This is a genomic window from Kitasatospora sp. NPDC024654, from assembly GCF_055559155.1.
In genome coordinates this window covers 1-3,368 of the sequence record NZ_JBVHLF010000012.1, presented here as the reverse complement: position 1 = coordinate 3,368, position 3,368 = coordinate 1, and the positions used below count along the sequence as shown (strand labels likewise).

The window sequence follows — 3,368 nt, the reverse complement described above, 5'->3', positions numbered from 1 at the left end:
GGGCGCAGCCGCGATACACGGCGCGTGCGATCCCAGCACGAGGGCGCACAACCCCCCCCCCCCCCCGCCCCCGCCGCGCCCCCCCCCCCCCCCCCCCCCCCCCCCCCCCCCCCCCCCGGTTCCGGGAGCTCAGGCGCTCTTGTCGCGCCGCTCGCGCTTGATCATGTCGCGCGGGACCAGGGTCGGGATCGCGTGCTTGGAGACCACGTCCCCGGTGACCACGACCCGGGCGACGTCCTGGCGGGAGGGCACCTCGTACATCACGGACATCAGCACCTCCTCCATGATCGCGCGCAGGCCACGGGCGCCGGTGCCGCGCAGGATCGCCTGGTCGGCGATGGCCTCCAGCGCGTCCCGGCTGAACTCCAGCTCCACACCATCGAGTTCGAACAGCTTGCGGTACTGCTTGACCAGCGCGTTCTTCGGCTCGGTGAGGATCTGCAGCAGCGCCTCGCGGTCCAGGTTGTGCACGCTGGTGATCACCGGGAGACGGCCGATGAACTCCGGGATCATCCCGAACTTCACCAGGTCCTCCGGCATCACCTGGCGGAAGTGGTCGCTCGCGTCGACCTCCCGCTTGGAGCGGATGGTCGCGCCGAAGCCGATGCCCTTGGCCCCCGACCGGCCCTCGATGATCCGCTCCAGGCCGGCGAACGCGCCGCCGACGATGAACAGCACGTTGGTGGTGTCGATCTGGATGAACTCCTGGTGCGGGTGCTTGCGCCCGCCCTGCGGCGGCACCGAGGCGGTGGTGCCCTCCAGGATCTTCAGCAGCGCCTGCTGCACGCCCTCGCCGGAGACGTCCCGGGTGATCGACGGGTTCTCGCTCTTCCGGGCGACCTTGTCGATCTCGTCGATGTAGATGATCCCGGTCTCGGCCTTCTTGACGTCGTAGTCGGCCGCCTGGATCAGCTTGAGCAGGATGTTCTCGACGTCCTCGCCGACGTAGCCGGCCTCGGTCAGCGCGGTGGCGTCGGCGATGGCGAAGGGGACGTTCAGCATCCGGGCCAGGGTCTGCGCGAGCAGGGTCTTGCCGGAGCCGGTGGGACCGAGCAGCAGGATGTTGGACTTGGCCAGCTCGATGGCGTCCTCGCGGCCGTTGCCGCCGCTGCGGCCGGCCTCACCCGCCTGCACCCGCTTGTAGTGGTTGTAGACCGCCACCGACAGCGCCTTCTTGGCGAGGTCCTGGCCGACCACGTACTGGTCGAGGAACTCGTAGATCTCGCGGGGCTTCGGCAGCTCCTCGAAGCGCACCTCGGAGGTCTCGGCGAGTTCCTCCTCGATGATCTCGTTGCACAGGTCGATGCACTCGTCACAGATGTACACGCCTGGGCCGGCGATCAGCTTCTTCACCTGCTTCTGCGACTTGCCGCAGAACGAGCACTTGAGCAGGTCGCCACCGTCTCCGATGCGTGCCACGAGGTGCTTCCCCTTCGCCAGGGGCCCCGCGGGGGTCCGGGGCCTGGTGCTGTGGACCGGGCGCCCGCCCGTGCGGCGGTTCGGTCTCGGTATCCGACGGTACTCTGCCGATTCGCAGAATCAGCCGTCTTCGACAGCTCTGCCGTACGCCCTGGGCGAATTGATACCGAACAGATGCTGTCGACGCCGGGCCCGGGCCCGGCGGAGGCGGGGCGTACCCGGTGGTACGCCCCGCCCCGGCGCGCGTGTGCCGACGGACGGCGTCAGTCGGTGAGCGACTTCTTGCGGGTCGAGATGATCTGGTCGACCAGCCCGTACTCCAGGGCCTCCTCGGCGGTGAGGATCTTGTCCCGCTCGATGTCGTCGCGGACCTGCTCGATGTCCTTGTTCGAGTGCTTGGCCAGCATGGTCTCCAGCTGCTCGCGCATCCGGAAGATCTCCTTGGCCTGGATCTCCAGGTCGGAGACCTGGCCACGGCCGGTCTCGGTGTACGGCTGGTGGATCAGGATCCGGGCGTTCGGCAGCGCCATCCGCTTGCCGGGGGTGCCGGCCGCCAGCAGCACGGCCGCGGCGGAGGCCGCCTGGCCCATGCAGACCGTGGTGATGTCCGGCTTCACGTACTGCATGGTGTCGTAGATGGCGGTGAGCGCCGTGAAGGAGCCGCCGGGCGAGTTGATGTACATCTGGATCTCGCGGTCCGGGTCCATCGACTCCAGGCAGAGCAGCTGGGCCATGATGTCGTTCGCCGAGACGTCGTCCACCTGCGAGCCGAGGAAGATGATGCGCTCCTCGAACAGCTTGGCGTACGGGTCGTACTCGCGGATGCCCTGCGAGGTGCGCTCGACGAAGCGCGGGACGATGTAACGACCCTCGGCGCGGGGGCCCTGGTGCTCGCCGCGGGGGGTGATGGGAAGGTTCATTGCGGGTCCGTCCTCCGGATGCGTGCCGACGTGTCTGGGATGCGGGGCGTGGGCGCTCAGGCGCCGGTGCCACCGCCGCCGGGAACGTCCGCGGCGCTGTGCATGATGTCGTCGATCAGGCCGTACTCCTTGGCCTCCTCGGCGGTGAACCAGCGGTCCCGGTCGGAGTCCTTGGTGATCTGCTCGAAGGTCTGGCCGCTGTGGTGCGCGATCAGCTCGGACATCCGCTGCTTGGTGCGGAGCAGTTGCTCGGCCTGGATCCGGATGTCGGTGGCCGAACCACCGAGGCCCGCCGAGGGCTGGTGCATCAGGATGTTGGCGTTCGGCAGCGAGAAGCGCTTGCCGGGGGTGCCCGCGGTCAGCAGGAACTGGCCCATCGAGGCCGCCATGCCCATCGCGATGGTGACCACGTCGTTCTTGATGTACTGCATGGTGTCGTAGATCGCCATGCCGGCCGTGATCGAGCCACCGGGGGAGTTGATGTAGAGGAAGATGTCCTTTTCCGGCTCGGCGGCGAGCAGCAGCAGCTGAGCGGTGATCTTGTTGGCGATGTCGTCGTCGACCTGCTGGCCGAGGAAGATGATGCGCTCGTTGAGCAGCCGGTTGTAGACCTGGTCGCCCAGTCCGCCGAGCACGTCACCACCGGCGGCGCGCGGCGTCATGAGGCCAGGCATCTGCATCTGCGGGAACGTCACTTAGCCACCTGCTCAGTCGATTCGGACGGTCCGTCTGTTCGACCGTCACTACGTCACATACGGGGACCGGGGCGGGCACCCTGGCGCGGGCCTGCGCCGGGCCGCCCTGCCCGCACGGTTGAAAGCTTGCCTTCCTCGACCCTAACGCGCAGGCCCCGCCCCACCATCCCCCACGCAGAACTGTTCGCTGTGAGCGCAGGGTCACCGGGGACGGCAGAGCAGGCAGGGGGTGGCGGAGCACGGCGGGGGGGGGGGGGGGGGGGGGGGGGGGGGGGGGGGGGGGGGGGGGGGGGGGGGGGGGGGGGGGGGGGGGGGGGGGGGGGGGGGGGGGGGG

3 protein-coding genes are annotated in these 3,368 nt (G+C 69.4%); all 3 read right to left on the bottom strand.

The features are described from left to right. Window positions 1-129 precede the first annotated feature (129 nt). A complete protein-coding gene (gene clpX, locus ACZ38L_RS09900; protein ID WP_396564258.1) occupies window positions 130-1,419 on the bottom strand; it encodes an ATP-dependent Clp protease ATP-binding subunit ClpX in 1,290 nt (429 codons plus the stop codon). Between the two features lie 263 nt (window positions 1,420-1,682). After that, window positions 1,683-2,339: an ATP-dependent Clp protease proteolytic subunit gene (locus tag ACZ38L_RS09895; RefSeq protein ID WP_465691069.1), complete on the bottom strand. Its 657-nt coding sequence runs from the start codon at window positions 2,337-2,339 to the stop codon at window positions 1,683-1,685. 56 nt (window positions 2,340-2,395) lie between these two features. Continuing rightward, window positions 2,396-3,013 carry an ATP-dependent Clp protease proteolytic subunit gene (locus ACZ38L_RS09890; RefSeq protein WP_396564335.1) on the bottom strand — a complete coding sequence of 206 codons (618 nt, stop codon included), beginning with the start codon at window positions 3,011-3,013 and terminating at the stop codon, window positions 2,396-2,398. Between the last annotated feature and the right edge of the window lie 355 nt (window positions 3,014-3,368).

Coding starts and splice junctions, on each gene's coding strand:
- ACZ38L_RS09895 (WP_465691069.1), bottom strand. CDS start 2,339: ATGAACCTTCCCATCACCCCCCGCGGCGAGCACCAGGGCCCCCGCGCC.
- ACZ38L_RS09890 (WP_396564335.1), bottom strand. CDS start 3,013: ATGCCTGGCCTCATGACGCCGCGCGCCGCCGGTGGTGACGTGCTCGGC.